This is a genomic window from Neobacillus sp. plas4 (assembly GCF_057221695.1).
This window is the reverse complement of sequence record NZ_CM170152.1, coordinates 1,588,030-1,604,945: the sequence shown is the minus strand read 5'-3', so window position 1 is coordinate 1,604,945 and position 16,916 is coordinate 1,588,030. Positions and strand designations below refer to the sequence as shown.

At 37.6% G+C, this 16,916-nt stretch carries 22 protein-coding genes; 8 read left to right on the top strand and 14 right to left on the bottom strand.

Annotation, left to right across the window (positions count from 1 at the left end):
* Positions 1 to 33: 33 nt before the first annotated feature.
* The 5 genes from AC2TFD_RS08040 (at position 34) to AC2TFD_RS08020 (ending at position 4,529) form a co-directional block, all read left to right on the top strand.
* Positions 34 to 258, top strand: coding sequence for a WYL domain-containing protein (locus tag AC2TFD_RS08040; protein ID WP_484675399.1), 225 nt, complete (start codon positions 34 to 36; stop codon positions 256 to 258).
* 92 nt (positions 259 to 350) lie between these two features.
* On the top strand, positions 351 to 1,073 hold the full coding sequence (locus tag AC2TFD_RS08035; protein ID WP_484675398.1) for an alpha/beta hydrolase: 723 nt from the start codon (positions 351 to 353) through the stop codon (positions 1,071 to 1,073).
* A gap of 103 nt (positions 1,074 to 1,176) precedes the next feature.
* Entirely contained in the window at positions 1,177 to 1,689 is a 513-nt protein-coding gene (locus tag AC2TFD_RS08030) for a YjcG family protein (protein ID WP_484675397.1), read from the top strand.
* A 6-nt stretch (positions 1,690 to 1,695) separates the two neighbouring features.
* Positions 1,696 to 2,118, top strand: coding sequence for a GNAT family N-acetyltransferase (locus AC2TFD_RS08025; RefSeq protein ID WP_484675396.1), 423 nt, complete (start codon positions 1,696 to 1,698; stop codon positions 2,116 to 2,118).
* Positions 2,119 to 2,243: 125 nt separating this feature from the next.
* Positions 2,244 to 4,529: a UvrD-helicase domain-containing protein gene (locus AC2TFD_RS08020; RefSeq protein ID WP_484675395.1), complete on the top strand. Its 2,286-nt coding sequence runs from the start codon at positions 2,244 to 2,246 to the stop codon at positions 4,527 to 4,529.
* An 80-nt stretch (positions 4,530 to 4,609) separates the two neighbouring features.
* On the opposite strand, the gene spoVIF is transcribed toward AC2TFD_RS08020, so the two are convergent.
* From spoVIF to AC2TFD_RS07985, 7 genes are all read right to left on the bottom strand, one after another.
* Positions 4,610 to 4,864: a sporulation-specific transcription regulator SpoVIF gene (gene spoVIF / locus AC2TFD_RS08015; RefSeq protein WP_335515944.1), complete on the bottom strand. Its 255-nt coding sequence runs from the start codon at positions 4,862 to 4,864 to the stop codon at positions 4,610 to 4,612.
* A gap of 137 nt (positions 4,865 to 5,001) precedes the next feature.
* The gene (locus AC2TFD_RS08010) at positions 5,002 to 5,127 is read right to left on the bottom strand and encodes a YjcZ family sporulation protein (protein WP_335515941.1); all 126 of its coding nucleotides are present in this window, start codon (positions 5,125 to 5,127) and stop codon (positions 5,002 to 5,004) included.
* A gap of 105 nt (positions 5,128 to 5,232) precedes the next feature.
* Positions 5,233 to 5,589: a stage V sporulation protein AE gene (gene spoVAE / locus AC2TFD_RS08005; RefSeq protein ID WP_335515938.1), complete on the bottom strand. Its 357-nt coding sequence runs from the start codon at positions 5,587 to 5,589 to the stop codon at positions 5,233 to 5,235.
* 17 nt (positions 5,590 to 5,606) lie between these two features.
* The gene (spoVAD, locus tag AC2TFD_RS08000) at positions 5,607 to 6,620 is read right to left on the bottom strand and encodes a stage V sporulation protein AD (protein WP_335515935.1); all 1,014 of its coding nucleotides are present in this window, start codon (positions 6,618 to 6,620) and stop codon (positions 5,607 to 5,609) included.
* Positions 6,621 to 7,097 (bottom strand): stage V sporulation protein AC, encoded by a 477-nt coding sequence (gene spoVAC, locus AC2TFD_RS07995; protein ID WP_335515932.1) that lies wholly within the window; start codon positions 7,095 to 7,097, stop codon positions 6,621 to 6,623.
* 16 nt (positions 7,098 to 7,113) lie between these two features.
* Entirely contained in the window at positions 7,114 to 7,581 is a 468-nt protein-coding gene (locus AC2TFD_RS07990; protein WP_484675394.1) for a sporulation protein, read from the bottom strand.
* 346 nt (positions 7,582 to 7,927) lie between these two features.
* Positions 7,928 to 8,278, bottom strand: a complete 351-nt coding sequence (locus tag AC2TFD_RS07985) for a DUF1360 domain-containing protein (protein WP_335515926.1) — start codon at positions 8,276 to 8,278, stop codon at positions 7,928 to 7,930.
* A 128-nt stretch (positions 8,279 to 8,406) separates the two neighbouring features.
* Between AC2TFD_RS07985 and AC2TFD_RS07980 the strand changes: the two genes are divergently transcribed.
* The gene (locus AC2TFD_RS07980) at positions 8,407 to 8,916 is read left to right on the top strand and encodes a CotY/CotZ family spore coat protein (protein WP_335515924.1); all 510 of its coding nucleotides are present in this window, start codon (positions 8,407 to 8,409) and stop codon (positions 8,914 to 8,916) included.
* 191 nt (positions 8,917 to 9,107) lie between these two features.
* Here the strand turns inward: AC2TFD_RS07980 and AC2TFD_RS07975 are convergent, their stop codons facing one another.
* The 3 genes from AC2TFD_RS07975 to AC2TFD_RS07965 all read right to left on the bottom strand — a co-directional run bounded on the left by AC2TFD_RS07975 (position 9,108) and on the right by AC2TFD_RS07965 (position 12,456).
* Entirely contained in the window at positions 9,108 to 9,608 is a 501-nt protein-coding gene (locus tag AC2TFD_RS07975) for a CotO family spore coat protein (protein ID WP_335515919.1), read from the bottom strand.
* Between the two features lie 116 nt (positions 9,609 to 9,724).
* Positions 9,725 to 10,495 (bottom strand): enoyl-ACP reductase FabI, encoded by a 771-nt coding sequence (gene fabI, locus AC2TFD_RS07970; RefSeq protein WP_484675393.1) that lies wholly within the window; start codon positions 10,493 to 10,495, stop codon positions 9,725 to 9,727.
* Positions 10,496 to 10,608: 113 nt separating this feature from the next.
* Complete coding sequence (locus AC2TFD_RS07965) at positions 10,609 to 12,456, bottom strand: monovalent cation:proton antiporter family protein (protein WP_484675392.1); 1,848 nt, start codon at positions 12,454 to 12,456, stop codon at positions 10,609 to 10,611.
* A gap of 74 nt (positions 12,457 to 12,530) precedes the next feature.
* Here AC2TFD_RS07965 and prpE point away from each other — a divergent pair, with 74 nt between their 5' ends.
* A complete protein-coding gene (gene prpE, locus AC2TFD_RS07960; RefSeq protein WP_335515910.1) occupies positions 12,531 to 13,271 on the top strand; it encodes a bis(5'-nucleosyl)-tetraphosphatase PrpE in 741 nt (246 codons plus the stop codon).
* A gap of 86 nt (positions 13,272 to 13,357) precedes the next feature.
* On the opposite strand, the gene AC2TFD_RS07955 is transcribed toward prpE, so the two are convergent.
* Genes AC2TFD_RS07955 through AC2TFD_RS07940 form a run of 4 tightly spaced genes read right to left on the bottom strand, consistent with a single transcriptional unit; the run spans position 13,358 to position 16,146 of the window.
* Positions 13,358 to 14,254 carry an RluA family pseudouridine synthase gene (locus AC2TFD_RS07955; protein WP_335515908.1) on the bottom strand — a complete coding sequence of 299 codons (897 nt, stop codon included), beginning with the start codon at positions 14,252 to 14,254 and terminating at the stop codon, positions 13,358 to 13,360.
* A 23-nt stretch (positions 14,255 to 14,277) separates the two neighbouring features.
* The gene (locus AC2TFD_RS07950) at positions 14,278 to 15,078 is read right to left on the bottom strand and encodes an NAD kinase (protein ID WP_335515906.1); all 801 of its coding nucleotides are present in this window, start codon (positions 15,076 to 15,078) and stop codon (positions 14,278 to 14,280) included.
* Positions 15,079 to 15,119: 41 nt separating this feature from the next.
* Entirely contained in the window at positions 15,120 to 15,758 is a 639-nt protein-coding gene (gene yjbM / locus AC2TFD_RS07945) for a GTP diphosphokinase (RefSeq protein ID WP_335567570.1), read from the bottom strand.
* Positions 15,759 to 15,786: 28 nt separating this feature from the next.
* Positions 15,787 to 16,146: a UPF0738 family protein gene (locus AC2TFD_RS07940; protein ID WP_484675391.1), complete on the bottom strand. Its 360-nt coding sequence runs from the start codon at positions 16,144 to 16,146 to the stop codon at positions 15,787 to 15,789.
* A 121-nt stretch (positions 16,147 to 16,267) separates the two neighbouring features.
* On the opposite strand from AC2TFD_RS07940, the gene AC2TFD_RS07935 reads away from it, so the two are divergent.
* Complete coding sequence (locus tag AC2TFD_RS07935; protein ID WP_484675390.1) at positions 16,268 to 16,849, top strand: CYTH domain-containing protein; 582 nt, start codon at positions 16,268 to 16,270, stop codon at positions 16,847 to 16,849.
* Positions 16,850 to 16,916: the final 67 nt, after the last annotated feature.

The following is a 16,916-nucleotide window of genomic DNA, read 5'->3' as shown; positions in this document are numbered from 1 at the left end:
TAATACTATATGATTAAGAAAGGCGGGATAGGCATGGATGGGCTTTTATTACGTTCTATAGAAGAACATATGCCGTTAGAGATGATTTATCTATCGGAAGATCAGCAAATTTCACAGCGCCAATTACTTGTGAAAGAAATCAATGATGATTACATTCGAGCTTATTGTCTGCTTCGAAAACAAATTCGTACCTTTCGCCGGGAAAATATCTTATCCATTATGCCAAATACTCGTTCAAATAATCATTTCCTCCATTAAATTCACACCTACCATCCTTCTTCCCTATTGAGCATTTCCTCCATTGTTATGATAAAATGCTGTTGTATATCGAACATTGGGGGAATGGTCACATGGAGATACTAAAAGGCACAATAAAAGAACTGACAATGAAAAGCGTTGAACTTGGGGAAGAAATCCTTCTTCTTATCTATTTGCCTGCAAATTTCTCACCATTATTTAAATACTCCCTGTTGATTGCCCAAGATGGCAGAGATTATTTTCAACTTGGCAGAATTGGACGATTAGCAGATGAGTACCTTTTTGAGCGCGAAATTGAAAAATTAATTATTGTTGGGATATCCTATAAAGATGTAGTGGATCGCCGCAGGAAATACCATCCCGCAGGTGAACAGAATCCGGCATACATTCGCTTTCTAGCACATGAATTAGCAGCTTTCCTAGATAATGAGTTTCCAACCTACAACATGGGTTCCACCAGAGCTCTGATCGGGGACTCTCTAGGAGCAACCGTATCATTAATGACAGCTCTTAACTACCCTCATACGTTTGGAAAAGTAATTCTGCAATCACCATTTGTTGATGAGCAGGTACTTGGTTTAGTCGAAAACTTCACAGAAACTGAGCTTTTAGAAATATATCATATCGTTGGAAATCAAGAAACAGAAGTTCAAATGACAAATGGCAAGACAAGTAACTTTTTAACTCCAAATCGGAAGCTCTCTTCTATCATAAAAAACAAGTCCATTACATATTTCTATGAAGAGTTCGATGGCAATCATACCTGGACCTATTGGCAGCCGGATTTAAAAAGGGCACTAAAGATGATGTTTTAACTGTCATTTCATATTTTTTGAAAATTTGCTATAATAACAAGAAGTTCTTAGAGCAGCACCTATCTAATCGCTGAAAAATTTCTTTTTAATGGAGGTTTATCATATGAAATTTGGGGTTGTACTATTTCCATCAAAAAAGCTGCAAGATTTAGCCAACTCATATCGTAAGCGCTATGACCCGCATTATTCACTCATAACTCCGCATTTAACGTTAAAAAATGCCTTTGAAGCAACAGAAGAAGAAGTTGTAACGATCGCAGATAAATTAAGGCAAATTGCCGGTAAAACCAATGCCTTTCCATTAAAAACAGTAAAAATTAGCTCATTCCAACCAGTAAATAATGTTATTTACTTCAAAGTAGAACCGACTGAAGAGCTAAGTAAATTGCACCATGAAATCAATCAAGAATTTAGTGAGCAGAATTTAGAGTATGCCTTTGTTCCACATATTACGATTGGTCAAAAACTGTCCAATGACGAACATTCAGATGTTTATGGATCATTACGGATGAAAAGATTCGACCATGTAGAAACAATTGACCGCTTCCATTTGCTATACCAATTAGATAATGGTTCTTGGACGGTATACGAAACATTTCGCCTTGGAAAGGAATAATGAATTGTGAATGTAAAAGTTGTAGAAAATGATAAAGAACTAGAAGATGCTTTTTCTGTTAGAAGAACTGTTTTTATTGAAGAGCAAAATGTCCCTGCTGAAGAAGAGATTGATGAGTTAGAGAATGAAGCTGCCCATTTTGTAGCCTACTCGGAAGATTCTCCGATTGCTGCAGGCCGGTTCCGTATTGTTGATGAGTATGGAAAAGTAGAAAGAATTTGTGTGGTAAAAGAAGCAAGAAACACTGGTTCTGGAAAAGCAATGATGAATGAAATTGAGGCTTATGCTCTAAAACAGGGGCTGCATAAATTGAAGCTAAATGCTCAAACACATGCTATCCCATTTTATGCTCATCTTGGGTATGAGGTTGTTTCGGAGGAATTTTTAGATGCAGGAATTCCCCATAGAACCATGATAAAAAAAATATAATTACATGCACTTGCCTCTTACACGGCAAGTGCTTTTTATATTCTTTCAAAGTTCAAGGCCTTTTCGATTTAATTCAGTTTTGATATGATGGAATTTGTCGTATTTCAGAAAAAAGAGGCTAAAAAATGAAAACTGCTATGAATCATAATCAAAGGATTGTTCTTGAACAGGTATCCAGAGAACAATATCAACGAATCTATTTACAAGGAAAAAATGGTGACTTAACTTGTCCTGTTTGCCTTGAAAAAGTACGTTTGTTTCTGGGAATACAGGAACAACCTCATTTTTATCATATAAAATCCCCGGAGAGGGCATGTCCGGAACCAGTTATAGAAGAACGTGAACCGATTATCGTCGAGCGGAATGGATTTCGTATTCCCCAAGGAAGAACGATTATTGAAACAACCAAAAGTACCGGTTTATTCCAACCTGCGAAAAGGATAGAATGCACGATACCCTTTAATAAAACGAATAACGCTTTCCTACTAAAAAATGACTCCTATTTACTCCAGCTGGCTTCCAATGGAGTAGTTCTTGATGACAATCAGGCAGCTGCTGTGATTGAAACAGAAGGTTCCTTATTAGTCCTGGCCGGTGCTGGGAGCGGCAAGACAAGAGTCTTAACTGCAAGAACTGCCTATATGCTATATGTAAAAAATATCGATCCGCGCACCATAATGCTTGTTACCTTTACTTCTAAAGCGGCCGGAGAAATGAAAAATCGTTTACTTTCGTATCCCGGTATTAGGAAGGATCAAATAAATCAGTTGGTGACAGGTACCTTCCATAGTATTTTTTACCGAATTCTAATGTTCCACGAAGGGAGTAATTGGTCTTCGGAACGTCTTTTGAAAAAGGATTGGCAGCGGGATAAGATTTTGAAGGAAGCAGGAAAGGAACTTGATTTGTCTGAGAAAGAATTTGCCTATGATTTAGCGCTTCAGCAAATTGGTTTTTGGAAGAACTCGTTACTTTTTCCACAGAATGTAAAACCGACATCCGATTGGGAAGAAAAAGTTGCCTTCCTCTATAAAAAATACGAGGAATATAAAGCAAAAGAAGGTCTGTTTGATTTTGATGATATGCTGATCGGCTGCTATCAGCTTCTGAGTTCCACCCCAGCTCTTCTCGAATTATATCAAAACCGGTTTCACTATTTTCTAATTGATGAATTTCAGGACATCAATAAAGTTCAGTATGAACTGATAAAGCTGTTATCAGGCAAGCACAAAAATGTCTGTGCTGTAGGGGATGACGATCAGTCTATCTATTCCTTTCGAGGTAGTGACCCAAGTTATCTGCTGGATTTTGAAAAGGACTTTCCCTATGCAAAGATGGTGACACTTGAACAAAATTATCGGTCATCTCATGAAATTATCTCTGCTGCCAATGAAATGATTTCGAAAAATAAAATTAGAAGAATCAAGAAAATGAAGGCACAATTTGAATCGGCAATACCCCCCCTTCTCTTCTTCCCCTTTGATGAGGAAGAGGAAGCAACGATGATTGTAACGGACATTCAAGAGAAAATTTTGCAAGGTGCAGCCCCATCTGATTTTGCGATTTTATTCCGGACTAATGCAGGTTCACGTGCTGTATTCGAACGCTTAGCAAGTTCGAATCTGCCTTTTAAAATTGATTTGGATTCAGAAGCTTTTTACGGACGTCGAATTGTAAAAAGCGTTCTATCTTTTCTAAAATTAAGCTTAAATGAGGATGAACATCAGGCAATATCTGATATTTTGCCTATTCTTTTTTTAAAGCAGACAGTCCTAAAAGACTTAAAGGCTGAAAGCATACTTAACGATTGTACTTATCTAGAGGCGCTTTCGCATGTAAAAACAAAGCATTCATTTCAGGAAAAAAAACTAAAACAAGCTGTACAATTGATTCGATCTTTGAAATTTACTTCTCCTCTTAAGTCAATTGAAATCATTGAAAAGGAACTAGGTTTCCTTGACTTTTTGAAAAAGAGAGGTAATGAATCGAATAAGCAGGAGAAAGGCTCTGATGATTTAAAGGATTTAAAGGTGGCGGCTAAAAGCTTTGATAACATTCAAGCTTTATTGTCACATGCAGAACATATGTCAGCGATGAATAAAGAAATTAAAAATTTAAGCAAGCACTTTACAGAAGCAATTAGCCTTAGTACCATTCACCGGGCTAAAGGCTTAGAATACAAAAACGTGTATATCATTGGATCGGTTGATGGCAGCCTCCCGCATGATTATGCATTGGATAGCAGTAGGAATGGTGATTTTACAGCACTTGAAGAAGAAAGACGGCTTTTCTATGTAGCGATGACCCGGGCTAAGCAATGGCTCCATATCTCTGTTCCTCAGAATCGAAGAGGCAAAAAGGCTCATCCCACCCGTTTTATAACACCATTACTGAAAAAGAAGAAAAGGTAATAGATCTATGGCCAGTTTCCATTAAGGGAACTGGCCATTTTTATTAATGTGTAGCTTAAGGACCTATGCTACCACTTTGCTTATTTCTTATTGATCATCTTAGATATGGTATTGAAATCTAGTTGTTTACCATCGTTAATGATGGATTGAACAATTTTATCTTCCATTTCTTGATTCACTGGCTTATTCGCAATTTGCGACACACGACGAATAACATTTCGAACGGTTTTTTCATCTTTAAAATTTGCATTTTGTAAGGAATTAGCTAATTCAAAAATATCTTTCATATTAACGCCAGTTTTCTTCTCGACGTTTTTAAAGAATCCATTATCCATGATAAATATCACACTCCCTCATAAACTACTCATAGTGTATGAAGGAAGTAAAAAAATGTGAAACAAATGTCAAAAGAAAAGGCTGGCCTCTGAAATGGCCAAACCCTTTCTTTTCCACTGCAAGTTTGTGCAGTTTTTTAATAAAAGCTTGCACCAACGATGATTAAAAGAATGAATAACACAACGATTAAAACAAATGTTGAACCGCCGCCGTATCCACCACCGTAGCCATAGCCGCCATAGCCGCCATATCCACAGAACATAGAGTGTCACCTCACTTTGTAAGTCTCATTTATAACATATGAGATATAGCTTCAAAGTGTACCGGGCTCTCCCCTAAGGACAACCTGTGAAAAGTGTAAAACTTTTTACCCCTTTGGTTTAAAGAGTAACGCACCGATAAATCCAAAAATAATAGCTGCTGAAATTCCTGAACTGGTTACTTGAAACATACCTGTTAACACACCAATCAGCCCATGCTTCTCTGCGTCCTGAAGTGCCCCGTGCACCAAGGAATTACCAAAGCTTGTGATTGGTATAGTAGCTCCAGCCCCAGCAAAATTCATGAGCGGCTCATACAGACCGAAACCATCTAAAATGGCACCTGCTACAACAAGCAGGCTTAATGTATGCCCAGGTGTAAGCTTAGCAACATCAAATAAAAGCTGCCCAATAACGCAAATGATTCCTCCAACAACAAATGCCCAAAAAAACATTGCAAACAACGAAATTACCTCCCCTCTTACATCATTTCAATTGCTACTGCATGTGCAATACATGGAATGGATTCCTTTTGTTGAAAACTAAGAGGCGACAACAAAGCACCTGTTGCAACAACTAATATTCTCCTATACATTCCCTTTTTCATTTGATTCAATAAATGACCATATAAAACGGTTGCTGAGCAGCCTGCGCCGCTTGCCCCAGCCTGAACCGGCTGATCCTCTTTATAAATCAATAGGCCACAATCTTGAAATTGCTTCCTATCTAATTTAAGCCCACTTTTGCAAAGTAATTCAAAGGCAGTATCATGTCCAATTCTACCCAAGTCACCAGTAATAATTAAATCATAGTGGGAAGGATCTAATTCCATATCCCGAAAATGTGCCATAATCGTATCCGCAGCGGCCGGTGCCATGGCACCTCCCATATTAAAGGGATCCGACAATCCCATGTCCATAACTTTTCCAATCGTTGCAGAAGTGGTAACAGGCAGTTGTTGTTCAGGAGTGTTCTCTGTAATAAGTGCCACCCCAGCACCAGTAACCGTCCATTGAGCTGTTGGCGGCTTCTGCCCTCCATACTCAGTTGGATAACGAAATTGTTTTTCCGTTGCAGCATTATGGCTGGAGGCACCTGTTAATACATTTTTAGCGCCTTGGTAGTTGATGACAAAAGAGGCTAATGCCAACCCTTCCATTGAAGTTGAGCATGCACCAAAAAGTCCAAAATAAGGTATTTGCATGGTTCTTGCAGCAAAGCTGGTAGGAGTGATTTGATTAATTAAGTCTCCAGCAAATAAAAATTCAATTTGTTCTTTCTCCATTTTGGCTTTTGCTAATGTTGTTTTAATGGCTTCCTCAAGCAGCACCCGTTGTGCTTTTTCGTATGAATCCATCCCCATCCATAAATCTTCATGTAAGATATCAAAATCATCAGCTAAGTTCCCATTAGCCTCAAAGGGCCCCCCGGAAACACCTGTAGCTGCTATCATTGGCCGATTATGAAAGACCCAAGATTGATGCCCTTTTAACAATTACAAAACCCCCCACATTCCCAGTAACGTTTTAATTAGCGCAACAACAAACGCAGAGAATACTCCAAAAAGAATAACTGAGCCGGCCAGTTTAAACATATTGCCGCCAACACCCAATACAAACCCTTCCGTTCGGTGCTCAATTGCAGCCGAAATCACAGCATTACCAAATCCGGTGACAGGCACCGCACTCCCTGCACCTGCAAATTGTCCAAGACGGTCATATATACCGAAGCCAGTTAGCAGCATCGATAAAAATACCATTGTCGCAACGGTCGGATTCCCGACATTTTGTTCAGTAAAGTCAAAAAAGTAAATATAAAAATAACTAATTGCTTGACCTACAACACATATTAACCCGCCAACCCAAAAGGCCTTTATGCAATTTTTTAGCACTGGCCTTTTCAATTCATGCTTTTGTTGGAGTTGTTGATATTTTTGTTGCTGCGGCGTCATGTTTTTTTGCTTGCTCGCCATATATTGTCATCCCTTCTCACTTCATATCTGATGTCATCTTAACAATTTCGTTTAGCCTTTTCTCAGCCTGTTTATCGGAAAGGGTTCCATTTTTCTTCCTTTCTATAAGCCGGGTAGCTTCTAAAAATATCTTATAATCACTCGAAACAGTAAATTCATCTTTTGGATATTTATCTTCCAGTGATTTGGTTAGGTTCTTTTCGATTTTCTTCATGTTGAAACGCTGCATATGCTTTACTTTATAAACGACAAGTGTTGCCTTTTTGCCCTTCACTACTGCCACATCATAAATTTCATCATAATCGCTGACTTCCTTCTTAATCTTTTTTACGTTGTCCTCACTGTTATTATCCACTGTAACAGTTGGGTTAGGATTGGTCGTTTTCATGAGAGCCATATTGCTTTCCTTAAGCTTTTGATCTTGACTACAGGAGCTCACGAAGAGAACGCTAGTGATTAATATAAATCGTATTATGTAGACCATTTTATTTCCTTCCCTTATTCAAATTATAGGAATTACACTATGGGTTAGTTTTTTCGAGTTTAAGCTAAATTATGACTAGACGGTACTAACATTTTTTTACTTGTTTTTTGAAAAAGAAAAACTGCCAATATGCACTGGCAGTTTACCCGATTATCTTTTAGTTTTTTTATTACAACCGCAACCTTTTTTCCGCCCTTGCTTATTCGTTTGAGAAGGCTTCGTAGCTTGGGTTTTCTTATTCTGACTGTTCATGAATCACCACTCCCATAAAGAATTTTCTCCTACTTCTAAGATATGAGAGCTTGACAACCTTGTCTAAGGCGGACGACTATTTCCACTAAATTTTCTATAACCATAGCTGGATTAATGTTTCCAATATTGCTGCTATACCGGCTACAGCAAGAATAAGAATTATAGGGACAAAAATGATTGGTAACCAAAGGTATCCTGCGACGACAAATACAGACATCCATACTCCTGTACACCAATAACAGCTAAGAAGCTCCCCAATAAATTTTCTCATTGGTGTCTCTTTAGGAACATAATATATTTCCATTGTCCCCTCTTCATTTTCTTCCCTGACTTCATCAAAGAATGGAGCACGGATAAACTCTGTTATTTTATCAAAGACAAATAGCCTGGTCAGCCGGAAACTGGCTAAGGCCAATAGTAAAAAATCGAAAAGGTCAACATTCATTAAATTCTAGTCCTTTCCTTAAATTTTCGCCTAATTTACTTCAAAAAGGCGATTGTCCGTTACCCAATAGGTACTGTTGAAATATGTTAGTAATGTAAGATATATATCACAGATAGGAGGAGTAATTAATGGGTTGTGGCCGAAATAGTGACGAGCGCAGCACCAGTGGCTGTGTATGCGATGTCGTTCGTGCAATAAAAGACATCCAGGATAATGCTGTACAAGATGATGATTGCCTAGATTGCCCAAGTTGTTTCTTGGAACCACTTGGTACATTGGTTTCACCGGCTAGAGATCGCGCTGATACACGTGTTTTTATATTAAAAAACGCTGATGGATCACCTTTCCACGCGTTCTTTATGCCAACAAACGGAGCATGCGTTTCAATTTACTTCCGCGTTGAGGATGTATTTGATAATTGCTGTGCAACACTTCGTGTTTTAGAGCCAGGAAACAGGGCCAATGGTAGATTTACGCCGGTTGACCTCGTTGGCGGAGGCGAAGTATGCTGTATTAACCTTGAAAGAGTATGCCAGGTTAACGCATTTCGTTCTACCAATGACTGTATTACGGTTGATTTAAATTGTTTCTGTGCTATACAGTGTATTGCTGATGTAGACCTTGGACTATGCGATTAATAATTGGGTATAAAATGAGCCAGTCGATAATCCGGCTGGCTTTTTTTAATAGTTAAGATAAGTTTTTAGACCTAGATTACTGTCCAGCTCAAGACCATACCCCGCTGACCACTAAGGAAAGCTCCTTCGAATAATCATCGCAGGACAAAGCCGCACTTTGGCTTGGTCCGAGGGCGCATGTGTTTTACTTATTACCTTTTTATCCCAATCAAAATGATGTCTTTTATATTTTTGACTGGTATGGTTTCTGTTGTTTGATTTGGAATTCTAATGGTTATTTCTTGTTCGTTGTATTCTACTAAATAACCTTGGTAACTCTTTTCTTCCGTATAAAAAACGCATGGAACAGGCGGTAATGCCTTAGGGAAGTTAGCCAGGTATTCCAAACGTTCAATCAGGTTCATTTCCTTAAAGCCTTTTACTCGGTTGAAATTTCGTTGTTTTTCTTGATTTGTTTGAGCTTTATTCTCCTTTTTCACTTCTTTTTTCTTAGACACTTTAGGTAGATCAGTCTTGGCCAGTGAGACCTCGAATACCTCTTTCTTTTCTTTTTCCTCCTCTAGCTGTGGTTCTTCGATTGGCAGCTGGACCTCCTGTCTATTTGTAAATATTTCCTGATTATTTTTTACAGGTGTATTTAGAAAAGTCTGAGATACATACAATAACGGTCCCTTTTTTGTGTTTTTCTCCACCCAATTCACCTCCATTTACATAGCCCTACACTTTATATGTATGCAAATTGGGTATCCTCGTTCACAAAATTTGGCATAGAAAAAGCCCGCTAATCAATTATTAGCGGGCATTACAATTATTTAATGTGAAATCCGGAATCAACGTGAATATTTTCACCCGTGATTCCACGAGAAAGGTCGCTGAATAAAAATAGTGCTGTGTCACCGACTTCTTCTGGCGTTGTGGCTCTACGTAACGGAGCTTTTTCTTCAATCAATTTTGTAATTAAATTAAAATCACTGATACCTTTTGCTGACAAGGTTCTTATAGGACCAGCTGAGATTGAATTGACACGAATTCCTTCCTTACCCAGGTCTTCAGCCAAATAACGAACACTTGCATCCAGTGAAGCCTTTGCAACTCCCATTACATTATAATTCTGAACGACTCGTTCTCCACCTAAATACGTTAGTGTTACGATACTTCCGCCTTCTGTCATCAATCCTCTGGCCTCTTTTGCTACAGCCGTTAACGAGTAAGAACTAATATTGTGGGCCAGCAAGAAGCCTTCTCTGGTTGTGTTTAAGTATTCTCCGCTTAATTCTTCTTTATTAGCAAATGCGATACAGTGTGCAATACCGTGGATCGTTCCAACAGTTTCTTTAATCTCAGCAAAGCACTTAGCCACTTCCTCGTCAATCGTTACATCACATGGAAGTACAAGTGTTTCTTCAGCTTCTAATGATTCCGCTAATTCACGGACACTGCTTTCCAGCCTTTCCCCTGCATAAGTAAAAATTAAACGCGCACCTGCACTGTGCAAGGAGCGAGCAATTCCCCAAGCAATACTTCGTTTATTTGCTACACCCATTACCACGTATGTTTTTCCTTTTAAAGAAAGATTCATAAAGAAAAAGTCCTCCCATTTAAAACTTTATATTAGTTATTAGTACTTGGTACTAATTTTACACTATTTCTTAAAAAATTGAAAGTATCTGCTTTACAGCTTGGATTTTTTAATTAGAATTCAAATTCTCTTTTTAACTCATCCACATATTTTTTAGATCCAGTAACAATTAAACGGTCATTTAATAAGAGTTCCGTATCACCATGAGGAACAATGGAGTCCTTTCCGCGGAAAATTCTTACAAAGATAACATCTCCTGTAAAGGGGAATCTTCTTAACGTCATTCCATCAAACTGTTCATTCTGCATTTTTATTTCATAAAGTGAGGTGTCTTGATTTGTTAATATGTTGATTACACTTGGAGTTTCAATTAAAGCACGAAGCAATGTTTTTGTAGACATGAATGACGAGAAAACTTCAATTTCATTTTCCCTTAAGGTTTGCTCTATTTCAGGAGTTTCAATACGCGTAATGATCCTTGATACGTCCATTGTTTTCGCTTTTAGAGATAAATCCGCATTTTTTTGATCATCACCTGTTGATATAACGAGTATATCTGCTTCAAAAACCTTATTCTCCTCAATTGTTTCCATCTTATAATCAGGAATTTCAACAATATCAAATAATGAATTGGAAATCAGTTTATCTGATTTATCTATTTTCGTATGATACAGGGTAGGTTCATATAAACTTGACTTTAGCTCCCTCGAAACAGGGAGTGTTACTTGGTTTGCTCCTAAAAAGGCAATTCTAAGTTTTCGTTCAACAGCCACTTCTCTTGGAAACAATTTCTTAAAGGCAATCGGCGTAAATATCGAACTGATGACTGCTACCAAAATAAGTGTTCCACTCATTGCTGGAGTAATCACCTTCATACGCTCTCCAATTGTCGCCGCTGCAATGACTAACGATAGTGTAGAAGTAAGCAAAAAACCTGAAGCAAAAACTGTTTTCGTATCATACCAGAATTTTAATAAATAGACCGGAACAAGCTTTGAAAGAAGGAGTCCCAATAATAAAAGCGGTATTAATAACAACAGCTTTTTATCTGCAAATAGCGACCAAACATCTAACTCCACTCCAATCATCACGAAAAAAATGGGAATTAAGAAACCATAACCAAAGGAATCCAGTTTATGAACCAGTTCCTGATTTGGTGATAGAAGAGAAACAAGTACACCAGCTAGGAAAGCTCCAAGTATGTTTTCAGCTCCTACACTTTCTGAAAGCCCGACTAAAACAATAATGAGCATAAATACCGCACGGGTACCGATTTGTATCGTTCCTCTTGACATTGATTCCATTAAAGGTCGATTCTTAAACACTTTTCCTACAAAATACAAGATAACTCCTGCCGCAAACAAAATGAGAAGCAGCCAAGTATTCCCCTGTCCTGGGTCATATATAGATACGAAGACTGCCAAGAGGATCATCGTGACTAAATCCGCTATGACCGCCACTAATAAAATAATTTGACCAATATTAGATTTCATCAGATTTGCTTCTTTTAATGTTGGTACAACCACCCCTAGAGAAATGGTTGAGATAATAAGGGTCATTAAAAAGGCATTGTCAATAAAGCCAGCAAATACAAATACATAAGATAATACCAATGAAAAAACAAATATTCCTAAAAAAATTATAGCTGAGACCAAGAAGGTGTTCGGTTCCTTTTTGCCACTAGGAAGTGTATTTTTCTTCTTTCCTCCACTAAAGGCCGTAAAGTCAATTTCTAGTCCGCTTAAAAACATTAAGAAGATAAATCCTAATGTGGATAGCGTGGATAACCACATATCTTCATGAACGACATTAAAGCCGCTTTTCCCAATCACAAGCCCCATAATAATTTCCGCAACCACGACTGGAATAAAATTTAATTTTAACCGATGTAATAAAATAGGCGTTACAAAGGCAACTGTTACTACTACTAATAAAGAAATTACAGAAGCATGCTGCTCCATAAATCAACCTCCTTTGTTTCTCTTATAAAAACATAAACTCGGGCAAAAATATAATGAAAGGGGGCACGATTCCAATGAAAATTGATATTATCGGTGATATACATGGCTGTTTGCCTGAATTTAAAGCTCTAACACAGGAATGCGGTTACGAATGGAAGGACGGACTTCCGGTTCATCCAGATAATCGCCTGCTAGGATTTGTAGGTGATTTAACTGACCGCGGACCATCTTCTCTAAAGGTTGCTGATATAGTATGGCGACTGGTAATGGAGCAAAAAAGGGCTTTTTACACACCCGGAAACCATTGCAATAAATTGTATCGCTACTTTATGGGGAACAAGGTTCAGGAAACCCATGGACTAGAAACAACCGTTGCTGAATATAAATCATTACCGAAAAAAGAGCAGCAAACGATTCGAAACAAATTTATCGACCTTTATGAAAAGTCACCGTTGCATGTAGTATTAGACGAAAATAGACTGGTTATCGCACATGCTGGAATAAAGGAAGAATTTATCGGGAAGACAAACTCTAAAATGAAGACATTCGTTTTATATGGTGATATTACCGGTGAAAAACACCCTGATGGTTCACCCGTCAGAAGGGATTGGGCAAAAAAATATCGCGGCAAAGCAATTATTGTTTACGGCCATACTCCTGTAAAGGAACCTAGAATCATCAATAATACCTATAATATTGATACTGGTGCGGTTTTCGGCGGAAAGCTTACTGCACTCCGATACCCTGAGATGGAAATCGTTTCTGTAGCTTCTACTATGCCATACATAGGTGAAAAATTTAAAGACTTTACTTAGAAAAAGGGAAAATAAGCCTAAAACTGCATCGACAAATTTCCTAGGAAATCATCAAATTACGCAATATAGGCTGACACTTTGGTGAGTCAGCCTATGTTTCGTAATTCATTCATATCTAATGGAAGTTCTGCCGTGAAACTCAATTGCATACGAGTAAACGGGTGATAGAATTGTATCTTTTTGCAATGAAGTGCCTGGCGTTCAATAAGATTGAGACTGCCGCCATATAGGTCATCTCCTAATAATGGGTAACCAATAAAGGACATATGAACGCGAATTTGGTGGGTCCTTCCAGTTTTTAACTGCAATTCAACATGTGTAAATTCTTTATATGTTTTTAGTACTTTGTAATCAGTACGGGCATATTGCCCATCACTTCGAACTTCTCTCTCTATTATGCTATCACTTTTTCTTCCAATCGGTTTCTCTATTGTACCTATTTCTTGGGTAAGAATGCCCTCAGCAAAAGCTTCATAGGTTCTTTTAACATTACCTTTTTGTTGCTGCTTGCTAAATAAATGATGGATATGACGATGTTTAGCAATTAACACAATCCCAGACGTATCACGGTCCAAACGGGTGACGATATGTGCAGTTGCCATAATCCCAATTTCTTCATAGTACCCAACCAAAGCATTTGCCAGGCTGCCAGTCGGATGTTCCCTCGAAGGAATGGTACTCATCCCTGCAGGTTTGTTTACTACGAGTAAATATGGGTCTTCGTAAAGAATCTCCAAAGGAATTCTTTCCCCTGCTATTCCTTCACTAGGCTTTTCTGGAGGAAAGATAACCGTTAAGGTTTCTCCTTCTTTTAATACATAACGAACATTCACTTCCCTGTTATTTACCACTATATTTCCGCCCCTGAATTTTATATCCGTTAAGGCAATGCGAGATATTTCCTCTTCTTTCAAGAATTCCTTGATTGTTTGTCCAGCATGTAATAGATTAATTTTCCACTGAAGTTGAAAACGAGAATTCATGTTGTTTCCTCCAGCTATTAGGATTAGTCGGAATCTGAAATAAATGAATCATGGACTCTTTTCCAAAAAGGAAATGGACGGAAACGTGCAAAGCGGATTTTTTCGTCAGGTACCCTAAATTGTATGGATTTTACGTCCTTATGAAGCAAAGTAAGATGATCAACAGTCACTTGGAAATCAACATGATTGACTGGTTTTAACATACAACTATGATGGGATGGCAGAATAAGCGGCGATCCGACTGTTCGAAACACACGGTTGTTAATTGACGCCATTTCAGCAACCTGCAGAGCAGAAATAGATGGATGGATAATTGCTCCTCCAAGCGCTTTATTATAAGCAGTGCTGCCGGATGGAGTTGATACACACAGGCCATCACCTCGGAATCGTTCAAAATGCTGTCCACGAATTTCGACATCCATAACCAAGGTCCCTTCTACACTTTTAACAGTGGATTCGTTCAACGCAAGGTATCGTGACTCCTTACCAGCATGTTGATAACGAATAATCACTTCAATTAAGGGATATTCCACCACTTGGTAAGGGGTTTTCGCTATTGCAATCACTAATTTCTCAATCTCATCAGGGGTCCAATCAGCATAAAAGCCTAAATGACCGGTATGGATTCCGACAAAAGCAGTTTTATCCAAGCGGCTGCTATATCGGTGAAAAGCATATAGAAGTGTCCCGTCACCGCCGATGGATACAACAATATCTGGTTGGTCCTCATCATAAATAAGATCAAAATCAAGTAAATACGTCCGCATCTTGTGCATTAAGATATTCGATTTCTGATCTCCTTTGGATGTAATGGCAAATTTCATAATCGTATGCTCCTCATACTGATATGCTTACAAAAAAACTATCAGCTTTTTTCCTCTTGCTTAAACTCCTTATTTCTTGTAAAAAATGCTTGTGCTTCTTGAATCTCACCACGGATTAATGACATTTCTTCATCTAACCGAAATGCAGCTTCCGAAGCTCGTTGTAATCTGATTTTAATATCCGTTGGGAAAGCCCCTTTATACTTATAATTTAAAGTGTGCTCAATTGTCGCCCAAAAGTTCATGGCTAATGTTCTTATTTGTATTTCAGCAAGAATCTTTTTCTCACCATGTATGGTTTGTACAGGGTACTGAATAACTACATGATATGAGCGATAACCACTTGTTTTTGTATGTGAAATATAATCTCTTTCTTCCAATATATCAAAATCATTCCGGTTTCTTAATAAGCTGACAACCCGATGAATATCGTCCACGAATTGACACATGATTCGCATTCCAGCAATATCTTGCATTTCCTCTTCCAATTTATCTAGTGCAATCCCTTTCTGATTTGCCTTATCAAGAATACTTGCAATTGGCTTAACTCTGCCTGTCACAAATTCAATAGGTGAATGGCTAGAATCTAACTCAAATTGCCCCCTCATTCCTTTTAATTTTATTTTCAGCTCCGATACTGCTTGTTTATATGGAGCTAAAAATTGGTCCCAATGCTTCATCATTCCACCTCAATAAAACTAAAATATATTAAAAAATTGCTTCTACTTTCGCAACCATCTCTTCACCATAATTACTGTTTCCTTTAATGTTGTTTATTAGAAAGACTAATTCCTCATAAAAATTAGTTAACTCTAATTCATCATCTTTAAATTGGACCCACACTGGAGTAGTCATTTCTAATGAATTTTTTATTAATGGCCAAATACTTTCTGGAATATCGAGATATGTATAACCATCTTGATTCTCCAATAAGTAAACAAACGAGAATTGCTTAGAATCAACAAGAATTTGTTCAGATGGCATGAATCCATTTATCGATTCGCTTGCCTGTAAAAGTAATTTGTTATCCGTAATACTAGCTTTTTGAATTGATATTCTTTTTTTCATTATGATTACCTCCACTATTTACTCTTCCATTTTAGCATAATCTATCCAATTCCCCCAAGAATTGCGATTCAAACTAAAGCTAAGATACAATAAATGAATGAAAAGAAAGGAATGGATCTAGATGAGCGAAACCATTGAAATAGAATTTAAAAATTTACTCACGAAAGACGAATACCAAATTCTTATCGGAGCATTTAAAGTTGAGGAAGGTCAAATCAAAAGCCAAAAAAATCATTACTTTGACACCCCAAATTTTGCATTAAAAAAATTAGGCTCCGCATTAAGAATTAGAGAAAAGGGTAATCACTTTGAAATGACATTAAAACAACCTGCAGCTGTTGGATTATTAGAGACCACTCAACTTTTAACTGCAAATGAATTCCAAGCGGCTATTCAATATGGAACACTCCCTAAAGGAGAAATTCATGATCGCATCCAACAACTAGACGATATCTCTTTTAGCCTTATTGAATATTTCGGATCATTATTAACAAAAAGAGCTGAATTCCAATATAAAAATGGAATACTAGTATTAGACCACAGCCTTTATTTAAAAACAGAAGACTATGAGGTTGAATACGAAGTAGAACACTTTCAACTAGGTCAAGCAGCATTCCAAGAACTGTTGCATCAATTTAGAATTCCAATTCGAAAAACACAAAATAAAATTGAACGGTTTTATCAGCAAAAATATTTTTTATAAGCGGTTTATTTGAGATATCAAAACTCCATTGATAGAATATAAACAACCAACATAATTAAAGGAGTTG

Bases quoted from the DNA above. Each gene is read 5' to 3' on its own strand.
- AC2TFD_RS08010 (WP_335515941.1), bottom strand. From the start codon at position 5,127: ATGTTCTGTGGATATGGCGGCTATGGCGGCTATGGCTACGGTGGTGGA.
- AC2TFD_RS08020 (WP_484675395.1), top strand. From the start codon at position 2,244: ATGAAAACTGCTATGAATCATAATCAAAGGATTGTTCTTGAACAGGTA.
- AC2TFD_RS07940 (WP_484675391.1), bottom strand. From the start codon at position 16,146: ATGAAAAAAAGAATATCAATTCAAAAAGCTAGTATTACGGATAACAAA.
- AC2TFD_RS07965 (WP_484675392.1), bottom strand. From the start codon at position 12,456: ATGGAGCAGCATGCTTCTGTAATTTCTTTATTAGTAGTAGTAACAGTT.
- AC2TFD_RS07935 (WP_484675390.1), top strand. From the start codon at position 16,268: ATGAGCGAAACCATTGAAATAGAATTTAAAAATTTACTCACGAAAGAC.
- AC2TFD_RS07950 (WP_335515906.1), bottom strand. From the start codon at position 15,078: ATGAAATTTGCCATTACATCCAAAGGAGATCAGAAATCGAATATCTTA.
- AC2TFD_RS07955 (WP_335515908.1), bottom strand. From the start codon at position 14,254: ATGAATTCTCGTTTTCAACTTCAGTGGAAAATTAATCTATTACATGCT.
- prpE (WP_335515910.1), top strand. From the start codon at position 12,531: ATGAAAATTGATATTATCGGTGATATACATGGCTGTTTGCCTGAATTT.
- AC2TFD_RS07990 (WP_484675394.1), bottom strand. From the start codon at position 7,581: ATGGTCTACATAATACGATTTATATTAATCACTAGCGTTCTCTTCGTG.
- spoVAC (WP_335515932.1), bottom strand. From the start codon at position 7,097: ATGGCGAGCAAGCAAAAAAACATGACGCCGCAGCAACAAAAATATCAA.
- AC2TFD_RS07980 (WP_335515924.1), top strand. From the start codon at position 8,407: ATGGGTTGTGGCCGAAATAGTGACGAGCGCAGCACCAGTGGCTGTGTA.
- fabI (WP_484675393.1), bottom strand. From the start codon at position 10,495: ATGAATCTTTCTTTAAAAGGAAAAACATACGTGGTAATGGGTGTAGCA.
- spoVIF (WP_335515944.1), bottom strand. From the start codon at position 4,864: ATGGATAATGGATTCTTTAAAAACGTCGAGAAGAAAACTGGCGTTAAT.
- AC2TFD_RS08035 (WP_484675398.1), top strand. From the start codon at position 351: ATGGAGATACTAAAAGGCACAATAAAAGAACTGACAATGAAAAGCGTT.
- AC2TFD_RS08030 (WP_484675397.1), top strand. From the start codon at position 1,177: ATGAAATTTGGGGTTGTACTATTTCCATCAAAAAAGCTGCAAGATTTA.
- yjbM (WP_335567570.1), bottom strand. From the start codon at position 15,758: ATGAAGCATTGGGACCAATTTTTAGCTCCATATAAACAAGCAGTATCG.
- AC2TFD_RS07985 (WP_335515926.1), bottom strand. From the start codon at position 8,278: ATGAATGTTGACCTTTTCGATTTTTTACTATTGGCCTTAGCCAGTTTC.
- AC2TFD_RS08040 (WP_484675399.1), top strand. From the start codon at position 34: ATGGATGGGCTTTTATTACGTTCTATAGAAGAACATATGCCGTTAGAG.